Origin of the sequence: Lysobacter oculi (genome assembly GCF_003293695.1) — a bacterium.
Classification (GTDB): domain Bacteria; phylum Pseudomonadota; class Gammaproteobacteria; order Xanthomonadales; family Xanthomonadaceae; genus Solilutibacter; species Solilutibacter oculi.
This window is the reverse complement of record NZ_CP029556.1, coordinates 471,702-497,425: the sequence shown is the minus strand read 5'-3', so window position 1 is coordinate 497,425 and position 25,724 is coordinate 471,702. Positions and strand designations below refer to the sequence as shown.

33 protein-coding genes are annotated in these 25,724 nt (G+C 56.7%); 28 read left to right on the top strand and 5 right to left on the bottom strand.

The genetic code is table 11. The features are described 5' to 3' along the window. From DCD74_RS02325 to DCD74_RS02310, 5 genes are read right to left on the bottom strand one after another with little or no spacing between them, the layout of a single operon-like run. Window positions 1–738: an AAA family ATPase gene (locus DCD74_RS02325; protein ID WP_112925895.1), complete on the bottom strand. Its 738-nt coding sequence runs from the start codon at window positions 736–738 to the stop codon at window positions 1–3. A 1-nt stretch (window position 739) separates the two neighbouring features. Beyond that, on the bottom strand, window positions 740–2,983 hold the full coding sequence (locus tag DCD74_RS02320) for a Mu transposase C-terminal domain-containing protein (RefSeq protein ID WP_162615863.1): 2,244 nt from the start codon (window positions 2,981–2,983) through the stop codon (window positions 740–742). Next, the gene (locus DCD74_RS12570; protein WP_162615862.1) at window positions 2,983–3,426 is read right to left on the bottom strand and encodes a hypothetical protein; all 444 of its coding nucleotides are present in this window, start codon (window positions 3,424–3,426) and stop codon (window positions 2,983–2,985) included. The genes DCD74_RS02320 and DCD74_RS12570 overlap by 1 nt, the downstream gene beginning before the upstream one ends. Beyond that, on the bottom strand, window positions 3,423–3,812 hold the full coding sequence (locus tag DCD74_RS02315; protein ID WP_112925893.1) for a hypothetical protein: 390 nt from the start codon (window positions 3,810–3,812) through the stop codon (window positions 3,423–3,425). The genes DCD74_RS12570 and DCD74_RS02315 overlap by 4 nt, the downstream gene beginning before the upstream one ends. Next, on the bottom strand, window positions 3,809–4,159 hold the full coding sequence (locus DCD74_RS02310; RefSeq protein WP_112925892.1) for a helix-turn-helix domain-containing protein: 351 nt from the start codon (window positions 4,157–4,159) through the stop codon (window positions 3,809–3,811). Before DCD74_RS02310 ends, DCD74_RS02315 begins: the two co-directional genes overlap by 4 nt. A 261-nt stretch (window positions 4,160–4,420) precedes the next feature. Here DCD74_RS02310 and DCD74_RS02305 point away from each other — a divergent pair, with 261 nt between their 5' ends. The 28 genes from DCD74_RS02305 to DCD74_RS12510 all read left to right on the top strand — a co-directional run bounded on the left by DCD74_RS02305 (window position 4,421) and on the right by DCD74_RS12510 (window position 25,592). Further along, window positions 4,421–4,828, top strand: coding sequence for a helix-turn-helix domain-containing protein (locus DCD74_RS02305; RefSeq protein WP_162615861.1), 408 nt, complete (start codon window positions 4,421–4,423; stop codon window positions 4,826–4,828). Window positions 4,829–4,891: 63 nt separating this feature from the next. After that, window positions 4,892–5,212 carry a hypothetical protein gene (locus DCD74_RS02300; protein ID WP_112925890.1) on the top strand — a complete coding sequence of 107 codons (321 nt, stop codon included), beginning with the start codon at window positions 4,892–4,894 and terminating at the stop codon, window positions 5,210–5,212. Window positions 5,213–6,255: 1,043 nt separating this feature from the next. After that, window positions 6,256–6,669 (top strand): hypothetical protein, encoded by a 414-nt coding sequence (locus tag DCD74_RS02295; RefSeq protein ID WP_112925889.1) that lies wholly within the window; start codon window positions 6,256–6,258, stop codon window positions 6,667–6,669. 162 nt (window positions 6,670–6,831) lie between these two features. Further along, window positions 6,832–7,164 (top strand): quaternary ammonium compound efflux SMR transporter QacL, encoded by a 333-nt coding sequence (gene qac, locus DCD74_RS02290; RefSeq protein ID WP_015059047.1) that lies wholly within the window; start codon window positions 6,832–6,834, stop codon window positions 7,162–7,164. 73 nt (window positions 7,165–7,237) lie between these two features. Then, window positions 7,238–7,648 (top strand): hypothetical protein, encoded by a 411-nt coding sequence (locus tag DCD74_RS02285; protein WP_112925888.1) that lies wholly within the window; start codon window positions 7,238–7,240, stop codon window positions 7,646–7,648. A gap of 134 nt (window positions 7,649–7,782) precedes the next feature. Next, the gene (locus DCD74_RS02280) at window positions 7,783–8,415 is read left to right on the top strand and encodes a type B-3 chloramphenicol O-acetyltransferase CatB3 (protein ID WP_000186237.1); all 633 of its coding nucleotides are present in this window, start codon (window positions 7,783–7,785) and stop codon (window positions 8,413–8,415) included. A 450-nt stretch (window positions 8,416–8,865) separates the two neighbouring features. Continuing rightward, window positions 8,866–9,411, top strand: coding sequence for a hypothetical protein (locus DCD74_RS02270; protein WP_162615860.1), 546 nt, complete (start codon window positions 8,866–8,868; stop codon window positions 9,409–9,411). A 123-nt stretch (window positions 9,412–9,534) separates the two neighbouring features. Then, complete coding sequence (locus tag DCD74_RS12565; RefSeq protein ID WP_162615859.1) at window positions 9,535–9,951, top strand: hypothetical protein; 417 nt, start codon at window positions 9,535–9,537, stop codon at window positions 9,949–9,951. Window positions 9,952–10,074: 123 nt separating this feature from the next. Then, window positions 10,075–10,476: an ester cyclase gene (locus tag DCD74_RS02265; RefSeq protein ID WP_112925885.1), complete on the top strand. Its 402-nt coding sequence runs from the start codon at window positions 10,075–10,077 to the stop codon at window positions 10,474–10,476. Between the two features lie 123 nt (window positions 10,477–10,599). After that, on the top strand, window positions 10,600–11,340 hold the full coding sequence (locus DCD74_RS02260) for an SDR family oxidoreductase (protein WP_112925884.1): 741 nt from the start codon (window positions 10,600–10,602) through the stop codon (window positions 11,338–11,340). An 85-nt stretch (window positions 11,341–11,425) separates the two neighbouring features. Continuing rightward, window positions 11,426–12,037, top strand: coding sequence for an immunity protein Imm33 domain-containing protein (locus tag DCD74_RS02255; RefSeq protein WP_112925883.1), 612 nt, complete (start codon window positions 11,426–11,428; stop codon window positions 12,035–12,037). Window positions 12,038–12,520: 483 nt separating this feature from the next. Then, window positions 12,521–13,003, top strand: coding sequence for a hypothetical protein (locus DCD74_RS02250; RefSeq protein ID WP_112925882.1), 483 nt, complete (start codon window positions 12,521–12,523; stop codon window positions 13,001–13,003). A gap of 368 nt (window positions 13,004–13,371) precedes the next feature. Beyond that, entirely contained in the window at window positions 13,372–13,953 is a 582-nt protein-coding gene (locus DCD74_RS02245; protein WP_112925868.1) for a hypothetical protein, read from the top strand. A 146-nt stretch (window positions 13,954–14,099) separates the two neighbouring features. Next, window positions 14,100–14,690 (top strand): hypothetical protein, encoded by a 591-nt coding sequence (locus DCD74_RS12555; protein WP_162615857.1) that lies wholly within the window; start codon window positions 14,100–14,102, stop codon window positions 14,688–14,690. Between the two features lie 130 nt (window positions 14,691–14,820). After that, a complete protein-coding gene (locus DCD74_RS12550; RefSeq protein WP_162615856.1) occupies window positions 14,821–15,414 on the top strand; it encodes a hypothetical protein in 594 nt (197 codons plus the stop codon). A gap of 120 nt (window positions 15,415–15,534) precedes the next feature. Beyond that, on the top strand, window positions 15,535–15,762 hold the full coding sequence (locus DCD74_RS12810; protein WP_112925881.1) for a hypothetical protein: 228 nt from the start codon (window positions 15,535–15,537) through the stop codon (window positions 15,760–15,762). 67 nt (window positions 15,763–15,829) lie between these two features. After that, window positions 15,830–16,147, top strand: a complete 318-nt coding sequence (locus DCD74_RS12545) for a hypothetical protein (RefSeq protein ID WP_162615855.1) — start codon at window positions 15,830–15,832, stop codon at window positions 16,145–16,147. Between the two features lie 1,268 nt (window positions 16,148–17,415). Next, window positions 17,416–17,733, top strand: a complete 318-nt coding sequence (locus DCD74_RS12540; RefSeq protein ID WP_162615855.1) for a hypothetical protein — start codon at window positions 17,416–17,418, stop codon at window positions 17,731–17,733. Window positions 17,734–18,203: 470 nt separating this feature from the next. Next, window positions 18,204–18,533 (top strand): hypothetical protein, encoded by a 330-nt coding sequence (locus DCD74_RS12535; protein WP_162615854.1) that lies wholly within the window; start codon window positions 18,204–18,206, stop codon window positions 18,531–18,533. Between the two features lie 413 nt (window positions 18,534–18,946). Next, window positions 18,947–19,270, top strand: a complete 324-nt coding sequence (locus DCD74_RS12530; RefSeq protein WP_162615853.1) for a HEAT repeat domain-containing protein — start codon at window positions 18,947–18,949, stop codon at window positions 19,268–19,270. Between the two features lie 870 nt (window positions 19,271–20,140). Beyond that, complete coding sequence (locus DCD74_RS02230) at window positions 20,141–20,485, top strand: hypothetical protein (RefSeq protein WP_217424276.1); 345 nt, start codon at window positions 20,141–20,143, stop codon at window positions 20,483–20,485. Window positions 20,486–21,223: 738 nt separating this feature from the next. Then, window positions 21,224–21,613 carry a ribonuclease E inhibitor RraB gene (locus tag DCD74_RS02225; protein ID WP_112925880.1) on the top strand — a complete coding sequence of 130 codons (390 nt, stop codon included), beginning with the start codon at window positions 21,224–21,226 and terminating at the stop codon, window positions 21,611–21,613. A gap of 134 nt (window positions 21,614–21,747) precedes the next feature. After that, window positions 21,748–22,113, top strand: a complete 366-nt coding sequence (locus DCD74_RS02220; protein WP_162615852.1) for a hypothetical protein — start codon at window positions 21,748–21,750, stop codon at window positions 22,111–22,113. 69 nt (window positions 22,114–22,182) lie between these two features. Further along, window positions 22,183–22,638: a hypothetical protein gene (locus DCD74_RS02215; RefSeq protein ID WP_112925878.1), complete on the top strand. Its 456-nt coding sequence runs from the start codon at window positions 22,183–22,185 to the stop codon at window positions 22,636–22,638. Window positions 22,639–23,558: 920 nt separating this feature from the next. Next, window positions 23,559–24,008, top strand: a complete 450-nt coding sequence (locus DCD74_RS12525) for a hypothetical protein (protein WP_162615851.1) — start codon at window positions 23,559–23,561, stop codon at window positions 24,006–24,008. A 118-nt stretch (window positions 24,009–24,126) separates the two neighbouring features. Beyond that, window positions 24,127–24,576, top strand: a complete 450-nt coding sequence (locus DCD74_RS12520; RefSeq protein WP_162615850.1) for a hypothetical protein — start codon at window positions 24,127–24,129, stop codon at window positions 24,574–24,576. A gap of 107 nt (window positions 24,577–24,683) precedes the next feature. Further along, on the top strand, window positions 24,684–25,019 hold the full coding sequence (locus tag DCD74_RS12515; protein WP_162615849.1) for a hypothetical protein: 336 nt from the start codon (window positions 24,684–24,686) through the stop codon (window positions 25,017–25,019). Between the two features lie 147 nt (window positions 25,020–25,166). Further along, on the top strand, window positions 25,167–25,592 hold the full coding sequence (locus DCD74_RS12510; protein WP_162615848.1) for a hypothetical protein: 426 nt from the start codon (window positions 25,167–25,169) through the stop codon (window positions 25,590–25,592). Window positions 25,593–25,724: the final 132 nt, after the last annotated feature.

Genomic DNA, 25,724 nt, shown 5'->3' with positions numbered 1-25,724 from the left:
TCAGGCCACCGCCTTCGCGCGTGCGTCGTCGCCCAGGAAGAACGCCTCGCCGCGCGGCCAGTCGGCCAGCTCCATGCGAGCCTTGCCGTGCTTGCGGCCGAACTGCTCGACCTTGGCCAGCCCGTTGGTGACCAAGCGCACGCTGCCGCTGGCGCGGCGGCGCAGGTCCTCGAGCAGATCGGGGGCGACCTCGATGTCGATCAGCTGCTTGGCCAGCATCGCGGCGTCCTGCGCGGTGCAGGGCCGGAACTCGACGCGGTGAGCGATGCGGCCGGCCAGCTGCGGGAAGCGGTGGATCTTCTTGTGGATGCCCGCCATGCCCACCAGCACCACCGGCACGTCGGACAGGTCGTGCAGGTCGCGGATCGCGCCTTGGAGGCGGTTCTCGTGGCCGTCCCGGCCGATGATGTAGTCGGCCTCGTCGATGAAAAGCGGGCGCTGCGTGCGCACCAGCTCGGCCACGATCGCCTGCACCTTGCCCGCCAGCGTGCGGCCCGGCTCGATGTTGAGCTCGAAGGCGATCGCATCCATCAGGCTGGTGGCCGTCGTGGTCGAGAGCGCGCGGACGAACACCGCGTGCTTGCGCGTGGCCAGCCAGCCGATGGCGACCGTCTTGCCCAGGCCGGCCGGTCCGTCGCAGAGCGCCATGCCGGGCGTGCCGGGTGCGCGGTTGAGCAGCGTCTCGCAGGCTTCCGCCAGGCGCTGCACGTTGGAGATGGGAACAACCTTGTTCTGCATGTCAGAAAGCCCCTTGCTTGTTGAAAGGCGCGTCGGTGGGAAGCAACGCGTTGAAATCGGCGGAGAGACCGAACATCTCCGCCCCGAACTCGGTGAGCAATTCCCAGCGGCTGGTGAACTCCGCGCTGGACTGGTAGGTCTTGAGGCGCATGCGCTCCAGGTCGTTTCGCTCGGCCTCGGGCTTGAGCAACGTGGCCAGCGCGGTGGCGAAGCGCTGCTCAGCACTGTCGTCGGCGCGCTGCTCGTCGCGCACCAGCTCGATCACGTCGGCCAGCTTCGCCAGCTCCTCTTCCTGCGTGGGCGCGCCGCTGTCGTAGCGCGCCAGGGCGTCTGCGGCCTCGCTCGCCGCCTCGATCGCCGGCGTCATGTAGGCCACATTCGGCGCCGGGAACGGCGTGAGGCTGGCGTTCTGCTCGGCCTTGCGACGCAGGATGTCCTCGGCCAGCTCGGCGGTCTTCGCCTTCTTGCCCAGGGCCTTCATCTCGCGCTTCAGGCGCTGCATCTCGGCGGTCGCCTGGCGGCGGCCCTCGATCGCGATCTCCTTCATGGAGACGCCCGTGACCTCGGGGCATTCAGCGATGCAGAGGAAGGCGTCGCGGTGGTAGACCACGATGCGGCCGATGTCGCCTTCGTCGCGGCGCACCAGCACCTGCTCGCCGACCAGCGCGCCCAGGTCCTCGGCGATGTAGGTCAGCTTGTCCAGGCGCACGCCCTTCTTCTGCACCTTCACCACCTGGCCGGCGCCCATCAGCACGTCCAGCGCACGCACGTCCTGCACCATGCGGACCACGTCGCGCTGCTGCGCCAGCTTCAGCGCCGGCGTCAGGCCATCCATCCCCTCGCCGCTGTGCGGCTCGTGCATGTAGACCTGCTCGCACCAGCGGTCGGCGAACGCCTGCAGCTCGGCAGCCGTCAGGTTCATGTCGACCACTTCGTTCTTCTTGAAGAGGCGATCGCTGAAGGCTTCCCGTGCGCGGATCGCCTGCGCTTCGGCCACGTCGTGGCCGATGTAGCCCGGCAGCAGCGTCAACAGGCCGTGGCTGAAGGTGCGGAAGGCGCGCTCGATGTGCGGCTTTTCCCAGGGCGAGAACGGCGTGGAGAAGCGCGCTTCGATGCCAAGCCCGGTCAGCAGCGCGCCCACGCGCTCGCTGGCGTAGTCGCGGCCGTTGTCCATCTTGATGGCCTCGGCCACGCCCCAGGCAATGATCGTGCGCCGCGTGAGCTGGCACACCGCGTCCGCGCTGCTGGTCTTGCTGACGTGCAACTTGAAGCGGCGCGTGGCCACGTCGATCACGCCGATCAGCGAATGGCGCCCGTCCTTGAGCATCACGTCGGCCGGCGTGGAGTCCGCCATCCACAGCTGGTTCACCCGGACGATGCCGTCCGAGTAGCTGCCGAAGGCCGGCATGTGCCGGTTCTTCCACGCGTCGGGGTTGCTGATCGCCATGAACAGCGCCGGGTTCTCGGCCTTCCAGCGCAGCAGGAAACGCTCGAGCGTCCGCTTCTTCGGCAGGTGCTGCGGCATCCGCGCGTCGATCGCGTCATGCAGCAACTTGGCGCTGATCGTCGGCTTCTCGGCGATGACGCCCTTGATGAAATCCAGCAGCTCCGGCCGGGACTCGATGAAGCCCGAGCCGCGCCGGTTGCCGTAGGCGCCGGCCAGCGCGGCCGTGCCTGCCTGTTTGATTGCCCGCGCCCAGCGGCGCAGCGTCTGCGGGTGCAGGTCGGCACCGGTGTGGTGGCGCACGTAGTGCGGCACCTCCATTGCCCCGCTGTTGTAGGCGTCGCAGAACTCGTCCATCGCGGCGCACTTGCCGACGCCGCGCGCGGCGGCGAACGCCGTCAGCCGCGCCAGCAGCTCGGTCTTCGCCTCCATCCGCTCGCGGGCCTTGCCCGTCAGCGCCGCGGCGGCGGCCTGGCCGCGCTCGCGTTCGCGCTGCGCGCTGGCGGCGTCCACGGTCTCGGCGATCTTGAGGCCCCGCGCGGTCACCCGCCCGGCGGCTTCGGCGGGCGTTTTCGGGGCGTTCGAAGCGGCCTGCAACGCGCGGTGGCGTGCCAGCGCGGCGCGCACGTCTTCCGGCAGCGTGGCCAGCGGATAGACCTTCGTCTTACCGCCCACGCCGGTACGGGTTTCGGTCGGCCAGCCTTCCTTCTCGGCGCGCATCCGCACGCCGCGGGGCGAGATCTTCAGCGCGTCGCCGAGGGCGCGTGCCTCCAGGTATTCGGAGCGGCTACCGTCGGCCATCACTTCTGCCTCCGCACGCACTCGCGCAGCTGCCGGCGCTGGGCCTGCAGCGCCTGGATCTGGCTTTCCACGTTGCCCAGCTCGGCTTGCAGCACTTGGCTGCCCCACAGCACGCGGCCGCCGTGGATCCCGACCAGCCACTCCGTCACCGCCCGGCTGTTGCAGGCGATCTCGACCGCCGGCACCTTCCACAGCGGTAGGTTGCATTCCTCACGGCTCGGCGCGGTGTAGCTGTCGAGCAGCGCCTTGCTGGTTTCGTGGTCACACAGGCGGCTGATGCGGGCGGCCACGTCGTAGCGGTCGCGCTTGGCATTGGCCAGCAAGCCGGCCACCAGCTCGGCCACCGGCTTGCGGAAATCCATCGCGCCCGGCACCGCCGGCATTGGCGAAGGAATGGCGCTGAAGAGCTCCCCGGTGAGGGCGTCGTTGCGCGCTCGCGTCATGACGACACCCCCACCGGATCAGGCCGCTGCGCGTTCGCGCCGGCCAGGTCTTCCCGGCCCTTCCGGGCCAGAGCCGCTACGCGGCGTGCCGACTCACGCACTGCCGGGGTTTTCGCGCTATGACTCGCGGGGCACTGGCCGGCTGATCCCCACCCGTTGACCCGGGCCAGGCTGAAGAAGGAGCGCCACCAAGGGCGGGCGATGCGCTGGTGTTCGTCGTAGACGGCATCCCAGATCCCGGCCCACTCGCTGAAGGCGCAGGTGTCGGCGCGGCGCAGTAGCAGCTGCTCGGTGCTGGCCAGCAGCAGCGCGGCCAGGGCATCGAGCCGGGCGAGCCGCCGGCGGGGCCGCAGCGCGGCCCAGAGGTGGACAACCGGGTTGTTCATGCGGCTGCCGCCTTTTGCGGATTGCCCGCCAGCACGTGGGTGGTAGCCTTGCGGGGTGGCGTTCCCTTCCTCGGCGCAGGCCCGCGGCGACGGTTCGGATTGCCATGTGCGTCATAGCGGCTCGGCCAGATCACCATCGGGTGATCGATCCCGGCGTAGGCGGCCAGAATGGCTTCGGCCTTCGGGTACGCGCGGCGGGCGGTTTCGCCCAGCGCTGACCCATCCGGGTAGCCCTCGGCCAGGCCGATCTGACGCAGGCTCCAACCCCGCTTGGCCAGCGCCGCCAAGAGGTCTTTCCAGTGCCAGTCCTTGTTGACTGGTTTTTTCGTGCTGGGGGCAGTTGCCATGTGCGCTTCCAAACAAGGGACTTGTATGGGGCACAACCATAGACCCGTTCGGGATAGTCGTCAACCCCTTTCGGGCTTCCGACTCTTTCGACGAACCCCGATCGGACGAAATGCATGAAAACTCTTGAAAACAAGGGGTTTAGCGAAGTCGGAAGCGTTGAAAGCACTTCCGACTCCGCTTCCGACTCAAGTCGGAAGGCGATAGGAGCCAGGTTGCTAGTAGCCCGAGGGGGTGACACGCAGGAAGGCATGGCCCTCCGAATGGGTGTCTACAAGAACACCTACTCCCGCTGGGAGCGCGGTGAGCGAGAGCCTTCAGCGAGCGATCTGATCCACTTATGCCGTGAAGGCTGGAACATCAATTGGCTGCTCACTGGCAAAGGCCCGGAGCGCATCGATGCTGAAAAACAAGGCAGTTCCGGTGCAAAGCTGGACCCGGAGATGATGCAGAAGGCGGTGGAATCGGCCATAGGCGTCTTCCAGCGGTTCAACAAGCTGCCCTCGGCCAACCAGCTCGCCAGGGCCAGCGTGCTGCTCTACCTGCTGTTCACCGACAACGAGCCGGAGACCGCCCAGCCGGTGGACCAGCTGCTAGCCAGGATCATGGGTGAGCCGGTGAACGCTGACATGCCTGAACCGTCCAATTTCCCCGGTTTTAAAGGCTTCTAGGCCGTCTCAATCTGTGAGAGATCAGCCCGGCAGCATGTCGTCCCAGCACCCCAGGACGACGAAATGCCGGTCTTCACCCTCGACGAATTGACCACCATGCTGGCGGACGCTGGCGCCACGCCCAGCCCGCCGGTGGCCATGCCGGGCTACGGCGACCAGTTGCTCGATCAGACGCCCCGCGCCCGCAAATGCCGGGAAATCACGCGCATCGCCAACATGTACCGCTGGCAGGAGGCAATCACGCTCTTCCTGGACAGCCGCGGCGCCGAGCACCTCTCCGACCTCACCGATCCCCAGGTGGACGACCTCCTGGACCGGATGTATGGGTACGTCGATGCCGCCGAGACCGGTTGCAGCCTGGTGACGGACCTGCCGGCCTGTTGAGCAGACCATGTGTCGCAAAATGGCGGCGGGGCGGCGCCGCGCACAAACCATGTGACGCAACCCGCCCCGCTAGTTCCGGCGTCAAATGGGCCTCAAACCCTTATTTCATTTGAGTTTCGGCCCAATTTTTCCCGGCTTATCCCGCCTAGTCCCTCTTATACAAACCATGTGGCGGGGAACACACTCGCCTTTCTGCTGGTCTTTCGTGTCGTTTGCACTCGACGCTTCCTGTCTCGCCTTCGGTGCCACGGTGTGTTGGGCTCCGGGAGCTTCCCGGCGTGGCGGGCCACGGTGAAGCTCGTGTCAGGCTCCAGAACGTCCCTCGCCCGCTGGTCCGCCGCTGCACGCTCGCTCGCACTCGACGCATGCTTCGGACACATCTTCAAGCCAGCTCGTCGGCTCCGGCCACATCTCCTGGTCGCGGCGGTTGCACTCTCGGCTTGCGGAACCTATCTTGCAGCCTAACTATTCGTTCAAGCCGAACCTACTTCGCTACAGCGACCGCATGGCAGAGAAAGCTTGCCATGCAGCCGCCTCCGCTACGCAGGTCGGCTTAACTCAGGTGTTAGGTGTCATGAAGAATTCCTATGCAATCTTCTTGGTATTGGCACTAACGGCGTGCAGTCAGACAACGGCTGAGCGTGCACAACAAGAACATTGGGCAGCTGTAATACCCCAACATTTAAAGCCAGGAATCTCGGAAGTCACGGCGCTAAAGTGGGCGCATTCAAACGAATTTAGCGTAGTAAACACCGGAGAGGATAGAAGTATTGTCCTTTTCGCCCGAGAAGGAATTGATACTCGTTGGCCTCACTTCCCATGTGCAAAAACGTTCACAAGCGTCAACCTGCAACTCAACGAGAGGAGAGTTGTTCAGAACGTAACGATAGGCAGAACAGGTGTTTGTTTGTAACGCCATGACACCTAACAATTCGTTCAAGCCGATCCTGCTTCGCGGCATCGGCTTATGTGCTAACTTTTAGCACAACGCCGTACCGCTACGCAGGCCGGCTTAACTCAGGCGTTAGGCAACAGAGAAAGTTATGTCGCTAGCAAAGTTCTTTGACAGCATTGGCGCGCCATTGGCGAATACTCGCTGGTCATGGGGCGCTGTCCGTAATGATGGGGCTGTTGCGCTGCGTGTCTGGCAAGACGGAACCGCACGCAAAGATGGCAAGCTTCTTGTGCAGATCACGCACTTGGAAAAGTATGGTGATGGTCGGGGGCGTGACAACCTTGGATACGCTGAGCGCCTCGCTCACGTTGAGTTGATACGCAATGGTGCAAAGACCTACTTTGTCATGTGCCGGGCAAAAGACCCATCAGTGCATGATGCTCCGCGTCAGATCGCCAGTTTCAACGACAAGGAAATTTTTATCGGTGGGCCCGTCCTGACAATTGATGGGGAGACGTGGGTAGAGATTGTTGATCGGGTGCCAGCCTCGGCTGTTGCCTAACAATTCATTCAAGCCGACGCCGCTTCGCGGCGCGGCTTAACTCAGGTGTTAGATGCCAGATTTGGCGTTGCGTATGCTCACAGAAAATCGACAGCCGCAAGACTGTTTTTGGCAACTCATAGCCACCACTATTTATCCTTCATACCGTAGAGGAGATTGCACGTGAAGAACTGGCTCTTTCTGGCTATTGCAATATTTGGTGAGGTCGTCGCAACTTCCGCACTGAAGTCCAGCCATGGATTCACCAAGTTAGTTCCTTCTGTTGTAGTTGTGGCTGGCTACGGGCTTGCGTTCTATTTCCTCTCTCTCGCAATCAAGTCCATCCCGGTCGGCATTGCTTATGCTGTTTGGGCTGGCCTCGGCATCGTACTTGTGGCAGCTATCGCTTGGATCTTCCATGGCCAGAAACTAGACTTGTGGGCGTTCGTTGGCATGGGACTTATCGTTAGTGGCGTCGCCGTTCTAAATCTGCTATCCAAGGTCAGCGCACATTGATCGGGCTGGCATCTAACAATTCATTCAAGCCGACGCCGCTTCGCGGCGCGGCTTAATTCAGGTGTTAGGCCTCATGAACAAGCGCCACGGCATCTTGACCACGGCGACTGCATTCATTGCCGCAGTCGTTGTCGCGCTCCTCGCTGTACCGGCGACTCATTGCGTAGCGCTTGCTGTCGGCCTTAGTAGTCGCGGCACTTGCGCCGGCACTTTTGTTGGCTACTTCGCCTTCGGTTCAATCATCGCCTTCCCGGCCGCCCTTGTGTTTGGCGTCCCGCTTTATCTAGCATTGCGCAAGCTTGGCTGGCTGTCTTGGTGGCAAGTGCCGATTGGCGCTGGCCTTGCTGGCGCCCTTGCAGCGGTCGCATTCCACGCAATGGACAGGACAACCAATTTGCTGGGTATGCTTGGTTTATGCGGTGGGCTTGGGGCACTTGCTGGCATTGCCTTCTGGTACTTCAGCCTTCGTCGGCATGAGGCCTAACAATGCGTTCAAGCCGAACCCGCTTCGTTACGCAAACCACATGGCAGGTACAGCTTGCCATGTGGTTCACTCCACTACGCGGGTCGGCTTAACTTAGGTGTTAGACGGCAAAGTCACAGACCGCGGGATCTCTTATGACCAACTACTTTGATAGCCCCTTCAAAGGCAAGCTGCTTTCTGAGCAAGTGAAGAACCCCAATATCAAAGTTGGGCGGTACAGCTATTACTCTGGCTACTATCATGGGCACTCATTCGATGACTGCGCACGGTATCTGTTTCCGGACCGTGATGACGTTGATAAGTTGATCATCGGTAGTTTCTGCTCTATCGGGAGTGGGGCTTCCTTTATCATGGCTGGCAATCAGGGGCATCGGTACGACTGGGCATCATCTTTCCCGTTCTTTTATATGCAGGAAGAACCTGCATTCTCAAGCGCACTCGATGCCTTCCAAAAAGCAGGTAATACTGTCATTGGCAATGACGTTTGGATCGGCTCTGAGGCAATGGTCATGCCCGGAATCAAGATCGGGCACGGTGCGGTGATAGGCAGCCGCTCGTTGGTGACAAAAGATGTGGAGCCTTACGCTATCGTTGGCGGCAATCCCGCTAAGAAGATTAAGAAACGCTTCACCGATGAGGAAATTTCATTGCTTCTGGAGATGGAGTGGTGGAATTGGTCACTGGAGAAGATCAAAGCGGCAATGCCCATGCTGTGCTCGTCTAATATTGTTGGCCTGCACAAGTATTGGCTCGAGTTTGCCGTCTAACAATTCAATCAAGCCGATGCCGCTTCGCGGCACGGCTTATTTCAGGCGTTAGGCGCCGGAACAAATTTTCTGAGGTCCTTCTTTGAACTCTTTAGCCACAGCAGCCTTACTTATCGCGCTCATCCTTGTCGTTCATTTCGTGATCGCAAAGATCATGCAACGGCCTACTGAGTGGTACAGGGCCGCAACGTTCGGCATTGGATTCGCTATCGCTTACTTGATCAATGAGTATTTTCAGAACACTGGGGCAGTGAAATACTTGGTTCTGATTGCCATAGCACTCCCGTCTTTTTACCTCGGGCAGTTTCTTCAGCAACGGAAGCGACCGGCCGCCTAACAATTCGTTCAAGCCGAGCCCGCTTCGCGGCCTCGCTTGTGCGGTATGGTTTACCACACCGTTCGGCCGCTACGCAGGCCGGCTTAACTCAGGCGTTAGGCCTTTGCACAAATATGGTTGCTAATGACCCAATAGCAAAAGCTTCTTCCAACTTTGACCAAGCCATTCGCGCACTCGACTCGCACTACTTCGCAGACACGCCGAGTGATGTAAAAGAAATCTGGGCAATGGCAAATTGGCTGCATCTCGATATGGGCAGAACGTTGATGGCCATGTCAATGTCTCAGCCCGGACCGGTAAAGCTGCTCTGGATGGCAGACTCCGTTTCTCGACTCTTTGAGGCGAAGCGATGGTACTTCGAGAAAGGCATACCGCTTATCCTTTCCATTGCCAGCCGCACTTCCCAGTCGTTGCTAGCTGAAACGCAGACACGCATTACTCAATTAAAGACCCAAGAGCCAATTGGCAAGATTGAGCGCTACGCTAATTATCGGAACAAGATTAGCTTTCACTACGACAGAAATGCTTTGCAACACCTCCAAGAATTTGGAAAATTGGATTCAGGAGAGTTCACCTCAATAGTGACGAGCTTCCTTTACTTCTCTCGCTCTTTCGCTGAGGTCGTGCGGGACGTTCTCGGCAACCCGCCAAAGGCCTAACAAATCGTTCAAGCCGACGTTGCTTCGTGGCCGCGCTTGCGGTGTAAGCTAACGCTACACCGCCGCTCGGCCACTGCGCACCGCGGCTTAACTCAGGCGTTAGGCGCACTTACAGAGAACACCGTGACTCAGACAATCACTTTCGCGTTGGCCGTCTCTATTCTGGTCACAGGGCAGCCCTTATCCGCTCAATCGCACACACAATCGCTCAAGGCTGGAATTGTTATGGCACGTTGTGCCGCCATGAATCATAGCCTGCTAACCACTTCTCGAACTTCCGATCCGCGCCTCAAAACCCTAGAAACGCAGCGAGACAGGCTTTTGAAAGCATCCAGTATCGCAGTTCAAGCAGGCAGCAATTCTAAGAGCGCGAGCGACGTGGCACTTCTTCTCTATTCTGATTGGCTTTCATATTTCAAGAGCGTCTATGACAATGATGCAACTGAAAAAAGGTCCTACAAGGCGAGCGTTGCCGCCATGCTCATTGAATGTAGCGAACATGATCAGCTAGCGAAAAAATTGGTAGCAAAGTCACGGTGACGTGCGCCTAACAATTCGTTCAAGCCGACGTTGCTTCGTGGCCGTCGCGGCGGTACGCTTATCAGCGTACACCGCCGCTCGTCACTTCGCAGCGCGGCTTAACTCAGGCGTTAGGTCTCTGCAATGAGCTCACAGAATCTGGTAACGATCGCAAACGATTGGATCAGTCTTTGGTGCACACCTGTTAACTGGGAATTATTTGATCGACTTCATTCCGACGTCTTCCAGGACTGTGCTTCGGCAGGACGGGAATCAACAAAATCTGGATTCGCAGCCGGTCTTGCCGAGCTTACGCAGGCCTTCCCTGACCTAATGACGATGGTCGACGATTTGATCGTGGATTTGTCCGCTAACAAGGTCGCAGTGCGCTGGACTGCACACGGCACCAATGCACTGCGCTACATGAATGTTGGACCAACGCATAAGCCCACCGTCATTCGTGGAATTGAAATAATTGAGATCGATTCTGGTCAGATCATCCGCCGGTGGGGCGAGTGGGACATATCAGATCACGCAGAGACCTAACAATTCGTTCAAGCCGAGCCCGCTTCGCGGCCTCGTTTTTGCGGTAAGGTTTACCACAACGCTCGGCCGCTACGCAGGCCGGCTTAACTCAGGCGTTAGAGTGCAGTGAAAGGGTATGGCGTCGTGTACAACTTTAAAGACAAGACATATTTGATCACCGGCGGTACAAGTGGCATGGGCCTGTCTGCCGCCAAACAAATCTCCAATAGTGGCGGCCGCGTCATCATTACCGGCTTAGACCCGGAACGTCTGCACGCTGCGCGGCAAGAGCTGGGTAGTAGCTCTGTCGTGCTGGAGAATGATTCGGGCAGCCCAACAACCGGAACTGACCTTGCTCGCCATGTAAAGAAGATTGGCAGATTGGATGGCCTTTGGCTCAATGCAGCGATTGCGAGAATCGGGCCGCTTGAGGAGATCACTGTCCCCACGTACAACCAGATCATGGATGTAAATGTACGTGGCCCCATCCTGCAACTTGCTGCTTTGTCCACACTGCTCAAGGACAATGGCTCTGTTGTCGTCACTGCATCCAGTTCAATCTATGAGGGAGCGGCTGCAACGAGTCTGTACGCTGCATCAAAAGGAGCGCTGCTGGCTGCTGCCCGTTCCTGGGCAAGCGCCCTTGCTCCTCGCGGGATTCGAGTAAATACGCTTGTGCCTGGGCCAATCGCAACAAACTTTAGAAATTTTCTCCCGGATGAGGCACGCGAAGGCTTCGAGAGCTTTGTAGTCAATCAGGTTCCCTTGCAACGAGTTGGCACACCGGAGGAGGCAGCAGCAGTGGCAATGTTCCTTCTGTCCAATGCCTCATCCTATGTAACGGGCAGTCAGTATGCAGTCGATGGTGGTTTAATCATGCAGTAATCGGGCTGCACTCTAACAATTCATTCAAGCCGATACCGCTTCGCGGCACGGCTTAATTCAGGCGTTAGCCCTCAAAGGAAAGATTGTGGCAAGTTGGACACTCAGGGACTCGTCTGAGACTGCTCGCGAGTTCAAATACACATTCTTCAAGCCATCTGAGGCAGACATCGCCCAGATAAAGCCAGGCGAAAACGTCAAGCTCGTGTTTGATTTCAGCTCCCTTGATCCAGAGGCTCCAGAAGCCGAGCGCATGTGGGTAATTGTTGAGCAGATCCGGCCAGATGGAACATTTGTCGGCAGCCTAGACAACACACCTCGCTGGATTAAAGACCTACAACCCGGCGACACCATTGAGTTTGACGCACGCCATATCATCAACACCGAGCATGACAACCCTGACAATATCGTCAATCGCTACAAGGATCGCTGCTTCGTTACAAACAGAATTCTGTGTGACGGCCACCCTATCGGCTATCTCTATCGCGAGGAACCTGACACAGAGCAAGACAGCGGCTGGCGGTTTCTAGCTGGAGACGAATCAGACGACTACATGAATGACGCAGAGAATCTTGCATTTGTCTCTATTGGTGCAGTTCTCAACAAAGATGATTCCGCACTTGATCTCCTAGAGGAGCCGGTAGGATCGGCCTTCGAGAGAAATGCAGCATCAGGCCGGTTTCATCGCGTTGAGGGCTAACAATTCATTCAAGCCGACACCGCTTCGCGGTGCGGCTTAATTCAGGCGTTAGGTTGCGGGCCTGAAAAGCGTTTTCAAAAGTAAAAGCCTTACGGAAGCAAAATCGCTCTTCCGCGTTCGAGTTTCCGCACTCGTCTTCGGTAAAAGGTTGGGTGGCGCATCCGGAAACTGCCAGCGTGCGCCGGGCCGCGGTGATCGCGTCTCGATCCAGATCGTTCTTCGTCCGCGTGCCTTGCCCGGCGCTTTCATGCACTCTTGCGTTCGACGCTCGCCTTCGGTTGCATCTACAGCTCGCACTACATGCTCCGGCATGTAGAGCACCAGCCGCATCTTTCACCCGGCTCCGTCCGGCTCGTCGCGAAACCTAACCATTCGTTCAAGCCGATGGTGCTTCACGGCCACAATTTTTTAGGGTAAGTTCTTGCCCTATTGTGGCCGTGCAGCACCACGGCTTAACTCAGGCGTTAGACCACTCTTCAAATCATGTCGCATCTCGAACAGCTGATCGTCGAGTACTTGGATTGGCAAGGCTATCTCGTTCGCCGGAACGTCAAAGTCGGGCGACTCAAACATGGCGGCTGGGAGATGGAGCTAGACGTCCTCGCTTACAACCCAAAGACTCAAGACCTCGTTCACTACGAGCCGTCGCTTGACGCACACACCTGGGAAACACGGGAAGCGCGATTCGCCAAGAAGTTCTCTGCCGCAAAGAAGTACGTCTTCTCGGAAGTCTTCGGTTGGCTCCCACCAGAGACTCCCGTGCGTCATATCGCAGTTCTGCCGTCTCATCCCAAAGGACGGGACACGCTCGGAGAAGCGTCACTAGTCTCCATTGACGAGCTTCTCGCAGAGATTCGCTCGGCTGTAGCGACTTGCGGACCAGCCCGCAGCAACGCCATTCCAGAGATCTATCCGCTGCTGCGCACTATCCAGCTGACTTTCAACGGCTATCACAGAGTGGTCTAACAATTCGTTCAAGCCGACGCCGTTTCGTTGCGCCGCCTGCGTGCGTTCGCTACGCTCGCACGCGTCGCCGCACCGTTCACGGCGCGGCTTAACTCAGGCGTTAGGCTGCAGCAGGAAACATCGGGAATTAATGAGCGGTAAAGCGCCGCTATCTGCAAGCCCGTTGTGAGTACACACGATGCTTCGGCCAGGCGCTCTTCCCCGACTTGCCTACGTTCTCCGACGCGCGATGCTCGTCAAGCTGCGCTCGCGCTGCTCTCGTGGTGCGACTTCTACGTTCTGGGCTATGCTGCAACCTAACCAATCGTTCAAGGCGATGCCGCTTCGCAGCACGCCTTAACTCAGGCGTTAGGCAAGGCAAAAGGATCATGGGCGACTGGGACTTTCTTTACGAAATGAATGCGCGCGGCTACAGCGCCAAAGATATCGCCGATGCTGCGGGATGTGGCGTAGCACCTTGGCAATGGGAGTACATCGATCAGGAATGGGTTGACTCCCAACTCAAAGATACGCCGGAAGATGATATTCATTCCATAGAGCCATGCGAACCGTTTGAGAGCAGAGAAGGTTTTCCCTACAGCGTCCTGGAACAAACAGAAATCTTCCACGACCTAGTAGAGTGCGCTATGCGGCACTTCGAAAACACAGGCAGGTATTTGCAAGTTTGGGGGGAGCTTGGAGAAATCTACGCTGAGATCAAGTTCGGGCTTCGTCGTCACGGAACTCACACCGCTGGATCTGACGGCACAATTGGCGGCAAGCTGGTTGAGGTAAAAACCATTTCACCCGAGAAATCAAACGATCGAGTGATGGTCAAGAGTCAAGGCGACTTTGAGCAATTGCTAATCGTACGGATTGATCAAGACTTCCAATTTCAGGGCAAGCTCTTTAACAGGTGCGAACTCAAGGGTGCCGCTGGCAAGTTCCTCAGAGGGCGCCTCAAGGTATGACGGGAGCCTTGCCTAACAATTCGTTCAAGCCGACGCCGCTTCGTGGCCCGGCCTTTTGTGCTAGCTTCTAGCACAACGCCGTGCCACTACGCAGCGCGGCTTAACTCAGGCGTTAGGCAACACACCGATTATCAGGGGATTCACAAATGGGTTTTGATCCGGAATGGATATCTGCTGCTGCAAATGTAGTCACGGCGGGGGCGGTCGCGTTAGCTTATAAGCAATTTAGAGGTGATCACGAGCGGTCGAGGAGACAGCTGTCCGTAGAACTGATGCAAGAATGGGTTCGCAATCTAACTCAGCACTCAACTGCGGCGAGAAAATTGGTCGACACTTTCTCAGACGAGCAAGCTAAGAGGCTCTATGCCCAAGAGCCATTTGAAGTCGAGAAGAAAAATGTTCCATTACTTGACGCCGCCCTCAGCGATACCTTGAATTGCGCGGGCGACAGCTACAAGTTGACTGTCGAACAGTCGTCCACCCTTCGCTGGGAAGTGATCAATTACCTGAACGCGTTAGAGGTAATTTTGAGTGCATGGAACAATAACATTGCAGATCGCGACATGCTCGAAGAGCAATTCCGTGATCTCGTTTCACCAGAAAAGGATGTTTACTTACTCAAGAACTTCCGTAAGGCTACGGGAGGGGCGGCGACGTACCCTTGTATTGAAGAGTTTGTGAAACACCTTGAGGCTGTTAAAACTCCATCAACGACCGGCAAAGGCCGTGTTGCCTAACAGTTCGTTCAAGCCGATGGTGCTTCACGGCCACAATCTTTTAGGGTAAGTTCTTGCCCTATTGTGGCCGTGCAGCACCACGGCTTAACTCAGGCGTTAGGCAACACACCGATTATCAGGGGATTCACAAATGGGTTTTGATCCGGAATGGATATCTGCTGCTGCAAATGTAGTCACGGCGGGGGCGGTCGCGTTAGCTTATAAGCAATTTAGAGGTGATCACGAGCGGTCGAGGAGACAGCTGTCCGTAGAACTGATGCAAGAATGGGTTCGCAATCTAACTCAGCACTCAACTGCGGCGAGAAAATTGGTCGACACTTTCTCAGACGAGCAAGCTAAGAGGCTCTATGCCCAAGAGCCATTTGAAGTCGAGAAGAAAAATGTTCCATTACTTGACGCCGCCCTCAGCGATACCTTGAATTGCGCGGGCGACAGCTACAAGTTGACTGTCGAACAGTCGTCCACCACCCTTCGCTGGGAAGTGATCAATTACCTGAACGCGTTAGAGGTAATTTTGAGTGCATGGAACAATAACATTGCAGATCGCGACATGCTCGAAGAGCAATTCCGTGATCTCGTTTCACCAGAAAAGGATGTTTACTTACTCAAGAACTTCCGTAAGGCTACGGGAGGGGCGGCGACGTACCCTTGTATTGAAGAGTTTGTGAAACACCTTGAGGCTGTTAAAACTCCATCAACGACCGGCAAAGGCCGTGTTGCCTAACAGTTCGTTCAAGCCGATGGTGCTTCACGGCCACAATCTTTTAGGGTAAGTTCTTGCCCTATTGTGGCCGTGCAGCACCACGGCTTAACTCAGGCGTTAGATGCCACTGGAGAGATTCGCATGGCGAAGACAAAAGAAATTTCCATTCGCTGCCTTCACTGCAATCAATGGTTTCCTTCTCCGATTTTTTTCGGTGACAGTGAATCCTTTGACACGGCAACACTCTTCGGTAACCTCGCTCAGTGCAGACACTGCGGCAAGATGACTGGCTGCAACAAGGAGAATTTCCGGGCCACCTTTGAGGACGGCGGATTTCTTGGGGTAGACGCCTCATCGCGTGGCATCTAACAATTCATTCAAGCCGACGCCGCTTCGCGGCGCGGCTTAATTCAGGCGTTAGACCGCAGGAGACACTTTGAGTCGTCGTGTCCAAGAAGCCTTGGTGGTCATACTCGCGCTAGCCACGACTATCGCGAGCAGCTGGGTTCCGCGCAAAGCCTACGTCACACTCGGTGACATCATGGGCTGCGAAGATGGCTGTTACGTAGCTGCAGGTGGCTGGCCATTTGTATACGCGGTTGATGGGATGGCGAGCTCCCCTGTTGGATCTGCCGATGCGTTGGGTATTTTGCTGGGCTTGGATAAAATTCGTTGGGAAATGTTCGCATTGAACTTCGGCGTCTGGATCGTGGCGTTTTCCTTGGTTGCCATTGCCTTCTCTAAGCGAAATTGAATGGCCAGCGGTCTAACAGTTCGTTCAAGCCGAGCCCGCTTCGCGGCCTCGTTTATGCGGTAACGTATACCGCAACGCTCGGCCGCTACGCAGGCCGGCTTAACTCAGGCGTTAGGCCGGTGTTGAAAGGCCAAGGTTTGCAGTTGAAGAGCAAACAGCAGAGCAATAGGCGCACCGCGCAACAACTGAGAAATCTTCGCACTCGACAATGTTCGCGCTCACCTACTCGCTCGCGGTTCCGGACGCCAAACCTGGCCATTGCGATCTGATGCTTGAGAATTCTTTGATCCGCCGCGGCGCGAAAGATCAATAAGCGAAGCGCCGTAAAGCCAATGGATCACCGTCCTAACAATTCGTTCAAGCCGAGCCCGCTTCGCGGCCTCGACTTATGTGCTAGCGTTTAGCACATCGCTCGGCCGCAAAGCGGCCCGGCTTAACTCAGGCGTTAGGCCGCATGGGTAGAACCTCAGATCTTTCACACAATCGAAGAGCGCTTGCTTCTAGCGAGATCGCCGCATGCGTTTACTGTTTAATGGAATTCAGCCCTAGTAAAATTATTGAGTGGATTGACGGAGAGCCTCTGGGCATAACGGCGTTATGTCCACTTTGCGGTGTAGATGCTGTCGTAGGTTTCAACGGCCCCATAGACGCGCTGTGGTTATCTGAAGAACACCGCAAACGTTTTAGCTAGGCATGCGCCCTAACAGTTCGTTCAAGCCGATGGCGCTTCACGGCCACAATCTTTTACGGTAAGTTCTTGTTCTATTGTGGCCGTGCAGCACCACGGCTTAACTCAGGCGTTAGACCGCGGGTGCAGGATTTGAACCGATCTATCGAAGGAACACTTTCGGTCATCGTCGCGCTAGGCGCGACCATTTGCAGCAGCTGGCTTCCGCGCGAGACACTTGAGACTCATCCGAGCATCATGGGGTGTGAAAACGGGTGTGACGTCGCTGCTGGGGGATGGCCATTCATTTATGTCGTGGATGGAATGACCAGCTCCCCTGTTGGATCTGCGGACTTGCTGGGTGCACTCATAGGATTGGATGACATCCGCTGGGACATGTTCGCGTTGAACTTTGTTGTCTGGCTATCGGCAATTGCTATCGTTGCATTTGCGTTCTCAAAGCGCAGATAGTCGCTAGCGGTCTAACAATTCGTTCAAGCCGAGATCGCTTCGCGGCCGCGGAGTTGTTCGGTAAATTGTCACAACGCCGCGGCCGCAAAGCGCTCCGGCTTAACTCAGGCGTTAGACCGCAGGAGACACTTTGAGTCGTCGTGTCCAAGAAGCCTTGGTGGTCATACTCGCGCTAGCCACGACTATCGCGAGCAGCTGGGTTCCGCGCAAAGCCTACGTCACACTCGGTGACATCATGGGCTGCGAAGATGGCTGTTACGTAGCTGCAGGTGGCTGGCCATTTGTATACGCGGTTGATGGGATGGCGAGCTCCCCTGTTGGATCTGCCGATGCGTTGGGTATTTTGCTGGGCTTGGATAAAATTCGTTGGGAAATGTTCGCATTGAACTTCGGCGTCTGGATCGTGGCGTTTTCCTTGGTTGCCATTGCCTTCTCTAAGCGAAATTGAATGGCCAGCGGTCTAACAGTTCGTTCAAGCCGAGCCCGCTTCGCGGCCTCGTTTATGCGGTAACGTATACCGCAACGCTCGGCCGCTACGCAGGCCGGCTTAACTCAGGCGTTAGGCTGCAAGAAAGCGCTCTTAAAGTCAGGTTGAAAGATTCCGGGAAATTGCTCTCATCGCTTGCATAGTTCGCAGCGCGGCTTTGCCGCCCTGCTTTCATCTGTTCGGTTCGCACGCGTCTGGTGACGCATGCTCCAGGATTGCGTCGGACTTTTCTCCGTGGTCCTTCCGCCCCAGAACTTCTTCGTTCGCTGACTTGTCCGTATCAGCTCAATCAATCACGACAAGTCGTAACGGTTGCAGCCTAACAATTCGTTCAAGCCGATGGCGCTTCACGGCCACAATTTTTCAAGGTATGGTCCGTGTTCAATTGTGGCCGTGCAGCACCACGGCTTAACTCAGGCGTTAGGCATCACATGAGCCGTTCCCAACGTGACAGTGATATCCGCAAGCTGCGACAGCTCTCGCAGGCCAAGAGCGCGCTTATTCCTGTGCCATGCCTTGCCGTAGAAGTTGAACGTATAAGGCGGTCGCCCGCCTACACTAAGTTGCAAGCCGATTTCGATCGCCTATTTGCCAAGTACGGGTCAAACCCGGACATATTCAAGGAAAATGAGCGTGCTGGCTCCAAACGTGGCGTCACCCGCAAGATCAAGGACTCCCTCAGGCGTAGCCAGAAGCGCTCGGAGAAACAGACACTGCGCCTTGAGGCTGGTCCGTCTTCTGACATCTCGGGTGATGCCTAACAATTCATTCAAGCCGACGCCGCTTCGCGGCGCGGCTTAATTCAGGCGTTAGACCGGCGTTGAATGGTCAAAGGGTTAATGTCGTAGAGCGATAAATCGCGCTGCTCTAAAGCGCACCTGCTTCGCACGTGCAAAGCGAAAAGCCAGGCCACAGATCATCGCACTCGACAATGTTCGCCCCACCTCTTCGCTCGTGGTTCCGGACGCTAAGCCTGGTCCATGCGATCTGTGGTTGCACAACGGCAAAGGCCGCCGCGGTGCGGAAAAGAACAAGAATTCAAGACTGCAAAGCACATGCTCGCCGGTCTAACAATTCGTTCAAGCCGATCCCGCTTCGCGGCATCGGCTTATGTGCTAACTTTTCGCACAACGCCGTGCCGCTACGCAGGCCGGCTTAACTCAGGCGTTAGGCCATGAACCCAACAGACTCGCAAGTTGAAGAGTGGCTGTCTCAGATTCTCGATAGAGACCCTCATGCCTTTGAAAATGCATACTGGGGAAACCGTCCAGATTCAAAAAAAGTAGTGCCGCGACTTATCGAGTTGCTTCCCACAGTCCACGACGCATACACTCGCGGAAAGATTCTTGAATTACTCGGCGAATCCGGTGATCCCTCTGTGGCCGCTGTGATTTCCCTCGACTTAGATCACCCTGATCAAGAAGTTCGGAAATGGGCTGGACTCGCGCTTTCTGCACTAGACAAAGGCACCCATTGGCAGCAGAAAGAGTGGCAATAATCATGGCCTAACAATTCGTTCAAGCCGACGCCGCTTCGTGGCCCGGACTTTTGTGCTAGCTTCTAGCACAACGCCGTGCCACTACGCAGCGCGGCTTAACTCAGGCGTTAGGCCGGCGTTGAAAGGCTAAGGTTTGCAGTTGAAGAGCAAACAGCAAAGAAATAAGCGCACCGCGTAGAGCTGAGAAATCTTCGCACTCGACAATGTTCGCGCCCGCCTACTCGCTCGCGGTTCCGGATGCTAAACCTGGACATTGCGATCTGGCGCTGGAGAATTCTTTGATCCGCCGCGGCGCGAAAGATCAAGAAACAAAGCGCCGTAAAGCAGGTGGATCACCGTCCTAACAATTCGTTCAAGCCGAGCCCGCTTCGCGGCCTCGACTTATGTGCTAGCGTTTAGCACATCGCTCGGCCGCAAAGCGGCCCGGCTTAACTCAGGCGTTAGGTTGCGGGTTGGAAAAGCGAATACAAAAGTGAAAAGCTTTTCGGAAGCATGATCACTCTGCCGCGTTCGATTTTTTGTACACGTCTTCGGTTGGTCGGTTGGTTGCGAATCCGGCAACATCATCGAGGGCGCCGGGCCGCGACTTCCTAACGTGTGCTCCAGTTACACCGTCGGCCGCGTGCCATGCCCGTCGCCGTCGAACATGATCGCGTTCGAGTTGTCGCTTCGGCAGCAACGAAAGCTTCGTCTCCGGAATCCGGTGACACAAACCACGGGCCGCATCATTGTCGTTGCCAAACCAAGCACACTCGCTCAACCTAACAACTCGTTCAAGCCGAGCCCGCTTCGCGGCCTCGTTTTTGCGGTAACGTTTACCACAACGCTCGGCCGCTACGCAGGCCGGCTTAACTCAGGCGTTAGGCCGCTATGAGCGACTACAAGGTATTTGCCGGAAAAACCATGATTGGGCACTCCGCGCTCGAAACGGGTGACCCGCCCATGGGAGTTGCTTCCGGCAGGTTCCTCCCGCTTCCGGCGTACTCGATTGTCCAGCCACAGTGCATTGCCAGCCGCGACTTGCCTCAAGCACACCTGGAGCTGTCCGTAGTTTGTCCTAGCGGCGAGCTGCTTCCAACGGCGCACGGGGTGTCTATCCTCGACTACTCAGTAGAGCTTGGAGAGATTGAGGTACATGCTGTTGGTATTAGTTATCCGCTCTATGAGCAGTTGTTTCCGCAACAGGTCGCTGAGTATGCCGACCAGTTCGGGTAAGCGGCCTAACAATTCGTCCAAGCCGATGGCGCTTCACGGCCACAATCTTTTAGGGTAAGTTCTTTCCCTATTGTGGCCGTGCAGCACCACGGCTTAACTCAGGCGTTAGGCTGCAGCAGGAAACATCGGGAATTAATGAGCGGCAAAGCGCCGCTATCTGCAAGCCCGTTGTGAGTACACACGATGCTTCGGCCAGACGCCCTACCCCGACTTCCCTACGTTCTCCGACGCGCGATGCTCGTCAAGCTGCGCTCGCGCTGCTCTCGTGGTGCGGCTGCGCCGTTCTGGGCTATGCTGCAACCTAACCAATCGTTCAAGCCGATGTCGCTTCGCGCCACGGCTTAACTCAGGCGTTAGGCTGCAGTGCCGATTATCTCGGCCTCTCATTAAACAGCCACAGCGAAATCCGTGAGGGTTTGCCCACGGCAATTCCGGATCAAGAGCAATCGACTGAATTGAGCGCGACCTGCTACAAAAGCGTTGCTGCGCTGCGGTCAAGCGCGCTTGGACGCGAGCTTGCAGCGCTTTTGTAGTCGCGCGTTCCTTCAGACTCTGCGTCGGCAGCAAGGGCGGCCAGCATCGCGCGGTGAACGGGGAACAGCGTCATCAGCGCCTAACAGGTCGTTCAAGCCGACGTTGCTTCGTGGCCGCGCTTGCGGGTAGGCTTACAGCCTAACCCGCCGCTTGCCACTACGCACCGCGGCTTAACTCCAGGCGTTAGATGCGCAGGAGCCATCCATGAAGCTCATTAAGTTATTACTCACGGCAATAGTCCTCTTGCTCCCGGTATGCGGCTCAGCATCACCACGGACGAGCGACCATCACACCGCTCAGACCGTAACCCTGGAAATAGACAGGTCACAGCCTTTCGAGCTTGGCGTCATCATCGTATTCGATAGCGAACCCAAACAATTTGAGGCGCTAGCAAGGCGACTGTTGGAAAATGGTTTCGACCCAAGCCTAGATGTCATTCAATCTGACACTGGTCACATTCAGTACATTCTCATGGCTCAGAAAACCATGATGTTCAACGCCGATACGTTCAATGCTTTGAGCTCGACTCTGACTAAGGCGGCGAACGAAAGCGGCGGAAATCTTTCCTGGAAGTTTGCCCAGATTAAAAAGTAGCGGCTGCGCATCTAACAATTCGTTCAAGCCGACGCCGCTTCGTGGCCCGGCCTTTTGTGCTAACTTCTAGCACAACGCCGTGCCACTACGCAGCGCGGCTTAACTCAGGCGTTAGGCGCCATATGGAGATTTCGATGACTGAAGCAGGATGGGCCTTACTTGGCGTTGTCGTCGGCGCTATCGCCACGGGATTCTTCAACTGGCTGCTTCAGTCTCGACAGTTCGCGCACGACAAAGAAATGTTCCTGCTTCAGAACAAGAGCGGCGTGATGGTCAAGTCCGTTCTTCAAGAAATGCTCAACCATAAGAGCTATACAGATAGATCGTTCTTTGCGCTCAAAGAGAGAGTTGGCGGCTTCTCGGATGATCAGATCAGGCAATTCCTGCATGAGATCGGAGCCAAGAAAACCTCTCGCTCGGACGGCTCGGAAGAGTGGTGGTATTTGGCATCCCGTCAGGAGGAGCGCAATGCTAAGCGCGCTTCACGGCGTGGCGCCTAACAATTCATTCAAGCCGACGCCGCTTCGCGGCGCGGCTTAATTCAGGCGTTAGCTGCCAAAGGGGAGATCATGGAGGCTCTTGCTGTTGGGATCATCGCAGGCCTCATCGCCAGCGGCCTTGCTCTTTTCTTCCACAAGATCTATCTCCGCATCATTCGTCCCTGGTACGAGGAGCGTGTCTATAAAGATACGGAGATTGAAGGGCGTTGGAAGATCACGTATCAAAACGTGGAGGACCTAACAGAGGAGATAGTGACTCTATCGAGGGTTGCGCATGCTGTATCCGGAACTATTCTGGTGACAAAAGGACCAGACAATGGAAAGACCTACTCATTGTCAGGAGAGTTCAAGAACTCTCTACTTACAGCCGTATACAGCTCAGCCGACAAACTTGCATTAGATCGTGGTGCGTTCGTACTTCAACTCATAAGCAATGGCTATGGCTTCAAGGGGCAATGCTCGTACTACCATGACGATCATCAGATCATCAGCCGTGAAGTCACTTGGACCCGTGTTGGCAGCTAACATTTCATTCAAGCCGACGCCGCTTCGCGGCGCGGCTTAACTCCGGCGTTAGGTCGTGCCAGAGAAGGTTCAGTGCCAAAGAGCGACTGAACCAGGCAACTCGCAATATTCCGCGCCGCTTCGCTCGCGCTTCACCCACTTCCCTCGCCCACCGCTCGCCTTCGGGAAGCTTCACGCGGGCACGCCAGATTTCATCAGGCGTTGCCAGTGCGGACTCTCGCTCCGTTCCTTGGCTTCTCGCGGTTCGCACGCAGGCGCACGCGGCAACAAGCCCTGCCGCGCTTACCTGCGTGCGAGTGTGAGATTTTTACGGGGACAAGGCCGGCTTTGCAGGTAAGAGCAAAGGCTGGTCACGACCTAACAATTCGTTCAAGCCGAGTCCGCTTCGCGGCCTCGACGGCGGCCCGCTATGATTGAGCCACCGTCGTGGCCGCTACGCTGCCCGGCTTAACTCAGGCGTTAGGCTGCGGAAATAAATCATGACAAGACTTCAAAAAAGCCTATCGACCACCTGGGTGAACTTTAGGCGACTTGTACTTTTTCTATTCGGCACCCTTCTAGTCCTAGGGGCTGCTCGAAATCTATGGTTAGTCGTAACGGGTCAAGCCCGCTGGTATTTTCTTTTGATCGCTATCGGCACACTAACCTTTGCATATTTCATCTTTAGGGTGGGAGTGTATGGAGCAGTGTCCCGTTTCGCGCCCATGGCGATGGACCTTGCTTCATCCAGACAGATGCACGCAATTCGCAAGCGGAAATTCAGATGGAAGTGGTAGACCGCACCCTAACAATTCGTTCAAGCCGAACCTGCTTCGCGGCCCGGCTTGTTGTGCTAGCGTGTAGCACACCGCCGTGCCGCTACGCAGGTCGGCTTAACTCAGGCGTTAGACCTCACTGAAAAAACACATGGAGGATCTTGTATGAAGCGCACACTCACAACACTGGCCGCCCTAGCTGCAATGTGCATGTCTTCTGCATCGATGGCCTGCAACTGGGAGACGGGCGAGCGAGAGCAGCTAGTCTTCCTCTCATGGGATGGTAAGCCTGTCACTGACTGGACCGTGCAACATGGGGCTATGAAAGTTGTTGATCTGCCAAATGGCGTCAAGCTTGGTGTTGAGATTGACCATCCAGAGCAGGATAAGGTGCAAGAACAATCCACCAAAACTCGCTACGTACCAGAGATGGTAAAGATCAGCCTGTTCAATCTTGCTGGGGACACTCCGGAGCAACTGACTTACACATACGGCGGAACCAACTCACTTCAAGGCTACGGCGCTAGTGGTGGAGCTGATCGCGTGGACTTGCTAGGAGACCCTGGCATAGAACTTACTCTGCTGAAGCCAGTATGTTTGACTATGAGGCAGTGAGGTCTAACAACTCGTTCAAGCCGACGCCGATTCGTGGCTTGCCCGTGGCTTTGCGCTACGCTAAGCCACGGCCCACGCCACTGCCCGGCGCGGCTTAACTCAGGCGTTAGGGGGCAGCATGAATTCGTGGCAATGGAGAACCCTGGGAGTTCTCGGTATTGGCGGCGGGTGCGTGGGAGTGGTAGCGATTTTTATGACCGCTATTTCAAACCTTGAATTTGCGTCTTGGCTCATTCTTGCCCCCTTTTGCTTGCTATACATGTACGCGATCTATGCAGGAATTCTCGCATTGGAGCGTTCTAAGCTCGCGCTGAAAGCGAATATCTGGCTTTGGGCATTGCAAGTTCCGATCTTTAAGTCATCCACTGTGTCGTACTTGTTCACTTGCGGCTTTTTTGCCGCAATTTCGGCTAGTAAAGTTCCACCAAATCTCAATTTCAATTGGCAGCTAGGGAGTCAATTCAATTTCACCATAAATCAGCCTAACCCCCTGCTGGTCGGAATCAACATATTTGCTGTTGGCATCTTGGCTTTCTTACTTAATGAAAAGCGCCGGACTGCCCCCTAACAATTCGTTCAAGCCGACGCCGCTTCGTGGCCCGGCCTTTTGTGCTAGCGTGTAGCACAACGCCGTGCCACTACGCAGCGCGGCTTAACTCAGGCGTTAGGCCTCACATGCAGATTCCCGTTGAGTCAGGTCAAATCATTCACTCGCGCGGGGCGATTCCCGCGACCTTCCCGGTACTTGATGCCCGTGAGATTGACGACCTCGTTGTCGTCGTTTACGACTACATGGTTTTCCCAAGCAACGAGCCATCTAGAAATCTTTTTGCCTATTCCAGCGCCACAGGCAAGGAGCTATGGCGGGCGGATGACATTGGGGCTGGAGCAACAGATGGCTACACTGGTGTCATCTCAGAGTCACCCCTTGTCGTTGGAAACTTCGCCTGCTTTGACTGCCACATCGACATCCAAACAGGAAAAGTGGTTAGCAAGGTCTTTACCAAGTGAGGCCTAACAATTCGTTCAAGCCGATGGCGCTTCACGGCCACAATTTTTGAAGGTAAGGATCGTATTTAATTGTGGCCGTGCAGCACCACGGCTTAACTCAGGCGTTAGACCGCACGTCACACAATCTCAACACTCTAGGGGGAGAGCATGAAATTACTCGTCGGTATTACTTTGGCTTTTATTTTAACTGGCTGCGCGACCAAAGGTATCCCCGCTGCTAGCGCAGCTCCAGTTGGACCAGAGGGAAAAATAGTCGCAGATGCCTTCATGGCGGCACCAGGACGCGAGCTGGTCACTGTTGTAAGAGACGAGGGTTTTTCCGGCAGCGGGTGCTCTGCTGAAATTCTTATCGACGGCAATCATGTTGCATCACTTCGTGCTGGCCAAAAAGCAGAACTTTACTTGGCCGTTGGTCGCAGGATACTAGGCGCCCGTCCTGGCGGAATGGCCATCTGCCGTGCACAATCCAGCCGCGCACAGCGCGAAGTGGACATTGTTGTTGAGGCCGGAAAGCCAATGACATATAGGCTCGCCTTGGCCGGCGAACTTTCAATAACACCCAGCACGCTCTAACCAGTGCGCGGTCTAACAATTCGTTCAAGCCGAGCCCGCTTCGCGGCCTCGTTTTTTGCGGTAAGTTGTACCGCAACGCTCGGCCGCTCCGCAGGCCGGCTTAACTCAGGCGTTAGCCACCGCCCGGAGGAC

Excerpts from the sequence above, each read along its gene's own strand:
- DCD74_RS02245 (WP_112925868.1), top strand. The coding sequence starts at position 13,372 with ATGGGCGACTGGGACTTTCTTTACGAAATGAATGCGCGCGGCTACAGC.
- DCD74_RS02250 (WP_112925882.1), top strand. The coding sequence starts at position 12,521 with ATGTCGCATCTCGAACAGCTGATCGTCGAGTACTTGGATTGGCAAGGC.
- DCD74_RS12535 (WP_162615854.1), top strand. The coding sequence starts at position 18,204 with ATGAGCCGTTCCCAACGTGACAGTGATATCCGCAAGCTGCGACAGCTC.
- DCD74_RS02325 (WP_112925895.1), bottom strand. The coding sequence starts at position 738 with ATGCAGAACAAGGTTGTTCCCATCTCCAACGTGCAGCGCCTGGCGGAA.
- DCD74_RS12510 (WP_162615848.1), top strand. The coding sequence starts at position 25,167 with ATGAAATTACTCGTCGGTATTACTTTGGCTTTTATTTTAACTGGCTGC.
- DCD74_RS12550 (WP_162615856.1), top strand. The coding sequence starts at position 14,821 with ATGGGTTTTGATCCGGAATGGATATCTGCTGCTGCAAATGTAGTCACG.
- DCD74_RS12530 (WP_162615853.1), top strand. The coding sequence starts at position 18,947 with ATGAACCCAACAGACTCGCAAGTTGAAGAGTGGCTGTCTCAGATTCTC.
- DCD74_RS02215 (WP_112925878.1), top strand. The coding sequence starts at position 22,183 with ATGGAGGCTCTTGCTGTTGGGATCATCGCAGGCCTCATCGCCAGCGGC.
- DCD74_RS02230 (WP_217424276.1), top strand. The coding sequence starts at position 20,141 with ATGAGCGACTACAAGGTATTTGCCGGAAAAACCATGATTGGGCACTCC.
- DCD74_RS02320 (WP_162615863.1), bottom strand. The coding sequence starts at position 2,983 with ATGGCCGACGGTAGCCGCTCCGAATACCTGGAGGCACGCGCCCTCGGC.
- DCD74_RS02265 (WP_112925885.1), top strand. The coding sequence starts at position 10,075 with ATGAGCTCACAGAATCTGGTAACGATCGCAAACGATTGGATCAGTCTT.
- DCD74_RS02270 (WP_162615860.1), top strand. The coding sequence starts at position 8,866 with ATGGTTGCTAATGACCCAATAGCAAAAGCTTCTTCCAACTTTGACCAA.
- DCD74_RS02280 (WP_000186237.1), top strand. The coding sequence starts at position 7,783 with ATGACCAACTACTTTGATAGCCCCTTCAAAGGCAAGCTGCTTTCTGAG.
- DCD74_RS02225 (WP_112925880.1), top strand. The coding sequence starts at position 21,224 with ATGAAGCTCATTAAGTTATTACTCACGGCAATAGTCCTCTTGCTCCCG.
- DCD74_RS12515 (WP_162615849.1), top strand. The coding sequence starts at position 24,684 with ATGCAGATTCCCGTTGAGTCAGGTCAAATCATTCACTCGCGCGGGGCG.
- DCD74_RS02300 (WP_112925890.1), top strand. The coding sequence starts at position 4,892 with ATGCCGGTCTTCACCCTCGACGAATTGACCACCATGCTGGCGGACGCT.
- DCD74_RS12520 (WP_162615850.1), top strand. The coding sequence starts at position 24,127 with ATGAATTCGTGGCAATGGAGAACCCTGGGAGTTCTCGGTATTGGCGGC.
- DCD74_RS02285 (WP_112925888.1), top strand. The coding sequence starts at position 7,238 with ATGAACAAGCGCCACGGCATCTTGACCACGGCGACTGCATTCATTGCC.
- DCD74_RS02220 (WP_162615852.1), top strand. The coding sequence starts at position 21,748 with ATGACTGAAGCAGGATGGGCCTTACTTGGCGTTGTCGTCGGCGCTATC.
- DCD74_RS12525 (WP_162615851.1), top strand. The coding sequence starts at position 23,559 with ATGAAGCGCACACTCACAACACTGGCCGCCCTAGCTGCAATGTGCATG.
- DCD74_RS02305 (WP_162615861.1), top strand. The coding sequence starts at position 4,421 with ATGGGTGTCTACAAGAACACCTACTCCCGCTGGGAGCGCGGTGAGCGA.
- DCD74_RS02315 (WP_112925893.1), bottom strand. The coding sequence starts at position 3,812 with ATGAACAACCCGGTTGTCCACCTCTGGGCCGCGCTGCGGCCCCGCCGG.
- DCD74_RS12555 (WP_162615857.1), top strand. The coding sequence starts at position 14,100 with ATGGGTTTTGATCCGGAATGGATATCTGCTGCTGCAAATGTAGTCACG.
- DCD74_RS02310 (WP_112925892.1), bottom strand. The coding sequence starts at position 4,159 with ATGGCAACTGCCCCCAGCACGAAAAAACCAGTCAACAAGGACTGGCAC.
- DCD74_RS12810 (WP_112925881.1), top strand. The coding sequence starts at position 15,535 with ATGGCGAAGACAAAAGAAATTTCCATTCGCTGCCTTCACTGCAATCAA.
- DCD74_RS12570 (WP_162615862.1), bottom strand. The coding sequence starts at position 3,426 with ATGACGCGAGCGCGCAACGACGCCCTCACCGGGGAGCTCTTCAGCGCC.
- DCD74_RS02295 (WP_112925889.1), top strand. The coding sequence starts at position 6,256 with ATGTCGCTAGCAAAGTTCTTTGACAGCATTGGCGCGCCATTGGCGAAT.